This is a genomic window from Frankia sp. CpI1-P (assembly GCF_001421075.1).
GTDB lineage: Bacteria > Actinomycetota > Actinomycetes > Frankiales > Frankiaceae > Frankia > Frankia torreyi.
Genome location: NZ_LJJX01000022.1, coordinates 107,893 through 113,708, shown reverse-complemented (window position 1 = coordinate 113,708; position 5,816 = coordinate 107,893). Strand labels below are relative to the sequence as shown.

3 protein-coding genes, 2 tRNA genes and 4 pseudogenes are annotated in these 5,816 nt (G+C 71.8%); 2 read left to right on the top strand and 7 right to left on the bottom strand.

Going from position 1 to position 5,816, the window contains the following annotated elements:
• From FF86_RS50110 to FF86_RS16305, 7 genes and pseudogenes are all read right to left on the bottom strand, one after another.
• A pseudogene (locus tag FF86_RS50110) lies at nucleotides 1–244 on the bottom strand (ATP-dependent Clp protease proteolytic subunit); the annotation flags it as partial.
• A gap of 1 nt (nucleotide 245) precedes the next feature.
• Nucleotides 246–411 (bottom strand): annotated as a pseudogene (gene clpP, locus FF86_RS50105) (ATP-dependent Clp protease proteolytic subunit); the annotation flags it as partial.
• Between the two features lie 82 nt (nucleotides 412–493).
• On the bottom strand, nucleotides 494–1,135 hold the full coding sequence (locus FF86_RS16315) for an ATP-dependent Clp protease proteolytic subunit (protein WP_011603085.1): 642 nt from the start codon (nucleotides 1,133–1,135) through the stop codon (nucleotides 494–496).
• Between the two features lie 279 nt (nucleotides 1,136–1,414).
• A pseudogene (locus FF86_RS50100) lies at nucleotides 1,415–2,198 on the bottom strand (trigger factor); the annotation flags it as partial.
• Nucleotide 2,199: 1 nt separating this feature from the next.
• Nucleotides 2,200–2,459 (bottom strand): annotated as a pseudogene (locus tag FF86_RS50095) (FKBP-type peptidyl-prolyl cis-trans isomerase); the annotation flags it as partial.
• A 1-nt stretch (nucleotide 2,460) separates the two neighbouring features.
• The coding region (locus tag FF86_RS50090) for a trigger factor (protein ID WP_304438148.1) at nucleotides 2,461–2,923 on the bottom strand (463 nt) is incomplete at its 3' end.
• A 55-nt stretch (nucleotides 2,924–2,978) separates the two neighbouring features.
• Nucleotides 2,979–3,051: transfer RNA gene (locus FF86_RS16305), tRNA-Pro, on the bottom strand.
• A gap of 47 nt (nucleotides 3,052–3,098) precedes the next feature.
• Here FF86_RS16305 and FF86_RS16300 point away from each other — a divergent pair.
• A tRNA-Gly gene (locus tag FF86_RS16300) sits at nucleotides 3,099–3,169 on the top strand.
• Nucleotides 3,170–3,570: 401 nt separating this feature from the next.
• Entirely contained in the window at nucleotides 3,571–5,517 is a 1,947-nt protein-coding gene (locus tag FF86_RS16295; RefSeq protein WP_044883041.1) for a class I SAM-dependent methyltransferase, read from the top strand.
• Nucleotides 5,518–5,816: the final 299 nt, after the last annotated feature.

The window sequence follows — 5,816 nt, the reverse complement described above, 5'->3', positions numbered from 1 at the left end:
GATCAGGATCCGGCTGTTCTCCAGCGCGAACCGCTTGCCCGGCGTCCCCGCCGCCAGCAGCACCGCCGCCGCCGACGCCGCCTGCCCCATGCAGATCGTCGAGATGTCCGGCCGCACGAACTGCATCGTGTCGTAGATCGCCGTCAACGACGTGAACGACCCACCCGGCGAGTTGATGTAGATCGAGATGTCCCGGTCCGGATCCTCCGACTCCAGGAACAGCAACTGCGCCATCACGTCGTTCNCCGACACATCGTCGATCTGCACGCCGAGAAAGACGATCCGCTCCTTGAGCAGCTTCGAGTACGGGTCCATGCCGTACTCGCCGCGGGAGGTCTTCTCGATGATGTTCGGCAGGACGTAGCGGCCCTGCGGCTGGCCGGCGGCCTGGCGGGCCTGCTCAGACCTCATCTGCTGGTAGCGCGTCTCGTGGAACATGATGGCTGCCTCCGGGGACGGATGACGGGTTCGGTCCGGTGAGCGGGCTGCCCGCTCAGCTCACCGGCCCCTCGCTGGGAACCTGGCGAGCCTGCTGGACCACGTGGTCGACGAACCCGTAGTCCTTGGCCTCCTCCGCGGTGAACCACCGGTCCCGGTCGGAGTCGCGCTCGATCTGCTCGATCGGCTGCCCGGTGTGGAACGCGATGCGCTCCTGCATCATCCGCTTGGTGTAGAGCATCTGCTCCGCCTGGATGGCGATGTCGGAGGCGGTGCCCCCGATCCCTCCCGACGGCTGGTGCATCATGATCCGCGCGTGCGGCAACGAGTAGCGCTTGCCCGGCGCCCCGGCGCAGAGCAGGAACTGGCCCATCGACGCGGCGAGGCCGAGGGACACGGTCGCGACATCGTTCTCGACGAACTGCATGGTGTCGTAGATCGCCATGCCGGCGCTCACGGACCCACCCGGCGAGTTGATGTAGAGGAAGATGTCCCGGGTCGGGTCCTCCGCGTTGAGCAGCAGTAGCTGCGCGCAGATCGCGTTGGCGATCGAGTCCTCGACCACCGATCCGAGGAAGACGATCCGGTTGGCCAGCAGGCGGTTGAACACCTGGTCGTCGAAGGCGGGTCCACCCTGGCCGGGCGAACGGAGCTCCGGACCCGGAACTGGTAGGCGCGGAACTGCGAGGTTACTCACGGTCAGCTCCTCGGCTTCCTCACATGGGGCGGCTGATTGACCGGCTCGACACTATCTGTGACACGCGCAAGTTCATGCCCTTCAGGCTCGATGTTCGCGCTGGGCGTGAGGACCGGCCAGTCCGGACGCCCGCGCGACACCGTGCGCCGGCCTCCGGGCAGGGATCCTCTGAGGGCCCGCAGGCAACGCCAGACGGCCCCCGGACCGAGTCCGGGGGCCGTCTGGAGAGCCGAGATCGGTGCGGCGCGAGCCGCCCCCCCACCCAGGCCTGCCGCGAGGTCAGATGTCGCGGTCCCCGCTGTCGGCCGCCGCGGTCACGGCCGGTGTCTCGACCGGCTCCGCCGCAGCATCGCCGCCGACGTGGTCGTGGTCGTGGCCCTCGTGGTCGTGGCCCTCGTGATCGTGGCCCTCGTGATCGTGGCCCTCGTGATCGTGGCCCTCGTGATCGTCGTCCTCGTCGGCGTCCGGCGCCGGGCGGGCCGGGAGCGCGAGCTCCACCGGGTTGCCCTCCCCGTCGACGACCTTGGCGTTCTCCAGCAACAGGAACAGCGCCTTGGTCCGCAGGACGTCGGCCATCAGCGCCTGCAGCCCCTCACCCTGGGCAAGCTGCTGGGCATAGACGTCGGGCTGCAGGCCCGAGCGCTGGGCGCGGTAGATCACCTGCTCCATGAGCTCGCCCTGGTCGATGCCGATCGACTCGGCGTCGATGACCGCGTCGAGGATGAACTGGGAGCGGATCGCCTTGCCCGCGGTCTCGCGGACCTCGGCGTCGAACTCCTCGGCGGACTGGCCGAGCGTCTCCAGGTAGGTCGCGCGGTCAGTGCCGATGTTCTCCAGCTCGTGGGACAGGCGGTGCTCCCGAGCCTCGATCTCGCCCTCGAGCAGGGAGTCCGGGACGGGCACCTCGACCCGCTCCAGCAGGCTTTCCAGCAGCTTCTCCCGGGCCTGCCCGACCTGCTCGGTACGCCGCGACTGCTCCAACCGGCTGCGCACGTCGGCGCGCAGGTCGTCGAGCGTGTCGAACTCGCTGGCGGTGGTGGCGAAGTCGTCGTCGAGGGCGGGGNGCTCCTTCTCCTTGACCCCGCGCACCGTCGCGGTCACCTCGGCCTGCTCGCCCGCCTGCTCCCCCGCCAGCAGCTCCGTGGTGAACGTGCGGGACTCGCCGTCGGCGGCACCGATGATCGCCTCGTCCAGGCCCTCGATGAGGTTGCCGCTGCCGACCTCGTAGGACAGCCCCGTCGCCTCGGCGCCCTCGATCGGCTTGCCGTCGGCCTGCGCGGACAGATCGAGCGAGACGAAGTCGCCCGTCTGCACCGCCCGCTCGNCCGGCTGAAGCTGGGCGAACCGGTCGCGTAGCGCGCCGAGCTGCTCCTCGACCTGCTCGTCGGTGACCTCGACGGCGTCCACCGTGACCGACAGGTCGGCGAACTCCGGCAGCACCACCTCGGGACGGACGTCCACCTCGGCGGTGAACACGAGCTGGCCGCCGTCGGCGAACTCGGTGATGTCCACCTCGGGGCGCGACAGCACGTCGACCTCCTCGGCCTGCACGGCCTCGGAGTAGAGCTGCGGCAGCGCCTCCTGGACCGCCTCGTCCAGGATCACGCCGCGACCGAGGCGCTGGTCGAGGATCCGCGGCGGAACCTTGCCCGGCCGGAAGCCGGAGACGCGGACCTGGCGGGCCAGCTTGCGGTAGGTGGCGTCGAGCGAGGGCTTGAGCTCGTCGAAGGGCACCTCGACGGTGAGCTTGACCCGGGTCGGGCTGAGGGTCTCCTTGGTGGCCTTCACGGCGCGGCGGTCTCCTGGTACGACGTTGGACGGGATGACGCGCCGAGGCTATCGGTCGGGGCGNGGAGACTCGAACTCCCGATCTCCTGCACCCAAAGCAGGCGCGCTAGCCACTACGCTACGCCCCGAGGCGTTGCCCGCTTATCCTACGGGGTAAGCTCGCATCGATCACCTCGCGGGTGTAGCTCAATGGCAGAGCCCCAGCCTTCCAAGCTGGCCATGCCGGTTCGATCCCGGTCACCCGCTCTTCACCTCTCCCCCGCCCCGGTGGTGGTCGGCGTTGCGTCAGGCGCCCTGCGCCGCGGCGAACGGCGGAACCCGGGATCCACACCAACCCACCCACATGCGGGTGTCCGAGGTCGGATCCCCCGCCCGTGAGACCCCCGCACCGGATCGGCGACGATCACGCCCGCGCGCCCGGCCGGAGTCGGCGTCGAGTTCGGCTCGACCTGCACCCACCGACATGCCGAGCTGGCATGTCGGCCGGCATGTCGCGTGGCCGGGGACGACGTCGGCGGTCATCGTCCGGCGACGGATCAATCGAGGTTCGCGCCGAGGCGCGCCGGATGGCCGGGCGTATTTTCGGGAGCTTCCCCCGACACCGGCCCGTGACCACCACCGGACCATCCGAAGGAGTGCACATGGTGATGAGGCGCCGCGGCTGGCTACCGGTGGCGGTCGGGATCGGGATCGGGCTGAACACCGTCCGGCTGCGTGCCCGACTGCACGCCCTCGAGGTGATCGAAGCGGTCGAGATCGACGCGGGCGAGAAGGCCGCGCCCGGCACCGCCCGGAGCTCCCCCTATGTCCTGCTCTGCGCGCCCGGACTGGCGCTCACCCCGGGGCAGCGCCGCGCCGCCGAGGCGCACGCCCACCGGCACGGGTTGGAGGTGCTCGACCTCGTCCCGGCGGAGCTGGCCGCGCACCGGGTCCTCGACCTGGCCCGGATGGTGGAGCCGGCGACCTACCGGGCGGCCCGCCTCGCCCGTGGCCGCGGGGCGTTCCAGGCGGTGCTCGTCGATCGCGGGGTGCTGGCGCGCACCGGGCTCCCGGCAGCGGCCGATCCCCGGCTCGTCGAACGCTCGGAGCTCACCGACTTCGCCGATGCCGAGCTCGTCGCGGTGATCCAGGTCTGCAAGCGGCACGCCGCCGCCAGCACCGACCTCGCGGTCCTGCCCGGGCTGGCCGGGCGGGTGCGGGACGACGGTGCCACCCGGCTGCCCGTCCAACGGGCCGCCTACGCCTGGGAGCCCGCCCGACGCGTCCTGCCCGCGTTGCGTGACGGCGCGATCCTGCTCGGCGCGGCGAGCAATCCGCCGGCCGCCCTCGCCGCGCTCGGGATGTCCTGGTTGCAACCCGTGATCGTCGGTGGGGGCCGGGTGCGGGTGACCTCGGGGACGCTGCGCCGCAGCGCGCTCACCCGCCGCCGGGCCGCGGCGGCCCAGCTGCGGGGATCGGGTGGCCGCCTGCGGGAGCTGTTCGGCGCTCCCCCGAACCCGTCGGCCAGACCAACCGCCGCGGCCGCTCCGGTTGGCGGCCCCTCGCCCAGGCGGCCGAACCCGGCCGAGCTCGCCCGCCGGCGCGCCGGCTACCGGGCGGACCTCGCCGGCGGGCTCGACCGCTTCTTCGAGCGGCCGCGCAACACGTGCCCGTGGTGCGGCGGCGGCGAGCTCAGCGCGCGCCTGCTCGGCCGCGACGTGGCGCAGGGCAAGCCGGGAGAGTTCCGGTACGACCGGTGCGCGAGCTGTGGCCATGTCTTCCAGAATCCGCGGCTGTCCCTCGCCGGGCTGGAGTTCTATTACCGGGACTTCTACGACGGGCTCGGCGCGACGGCACTGGAGGAGGTGTTCGGGTTCAGCCCGGAGCCCTACCTCGACCGCGCCCGCCAGGCCATTCCGACTCCCCGGAACTGGCTGGACGTAGGGGGCGGCCACGGGCATTTCTGCAATGTGGCGAGAACCGTCTGGCCGGGCACCCGGTTCGACGCCCTGGACATCGGCGCCGGCATCGAGGAGGCCGCCCGGCGGCGCTGGGTGGACCACGCCTACCGCGGTTTCTTCCCCGAACTCGCCGCCGAGGTCAAGGGGCGCTACGACGTCATCAGCATGTTCCATTACCTGGAGCACACGAGGGATCCGCGGGCCGAGCTGGACGCGGCTGCGGCCGTGCTGGAACCGGGCGGTCATCTGCTCATCGAGGTGCCGAATCCGGACAGTCCGGCGGCTCGGCTGTACGGCGCGCTGTGGCCGGGCTGGCTGATCCCGCAGCACCAGCACCTGATGCCCGCCGCCAACGTGGCCGTGGCGCTGCAGGAACGTGGCTTCGCCGTGCAGGAGACCCGCTTCGGCGAGGTGCACCAGAAGGGTGACCCGGTGATGGCCCTGTACGGCCTGCTGCAACGGCTCGCGCCGTCGCCGTCGGCCGCCTGGCGCACCGCCGCGGTTCCCCGCCGGGCGTGGGCCGCGCGGGCCCTGACCGCGGCGGCGCTGGTGCCGGCCTTCGCGGGCGGTCTGGTTCTGGACGAGGTGAGCCGGCCCTACCTGACGTCGGGCTCGCGCGCGAACGCCTACCGGATCCTCGCCCGCCGGCTCTAGCCGTGCAGCGCGGAGACCGGCTCCGCTCGGGTCCGAGCCACTCCGCCCGGGTTCGTGGGCATCGTGCCGATGCCGCGATCCCGGGCGGAGTGAACGTCGCCCGGAGGACCGGACGCCGGCCCGATGGTGCCGGTCGTCAACGTTGACGACCGGCACCATCGCCGGCAGGCAGGTCACCGGGGTGCGATCAGCTCACCGTCTGCACGGTGGGCGCCCCACCGACCGGAGCAACCGGTGCGACGGCTCAGTCACCAGTCCCAGCCGTCGTCCTTCCACCGGTCCTTGCGCTTGTCGTCCTT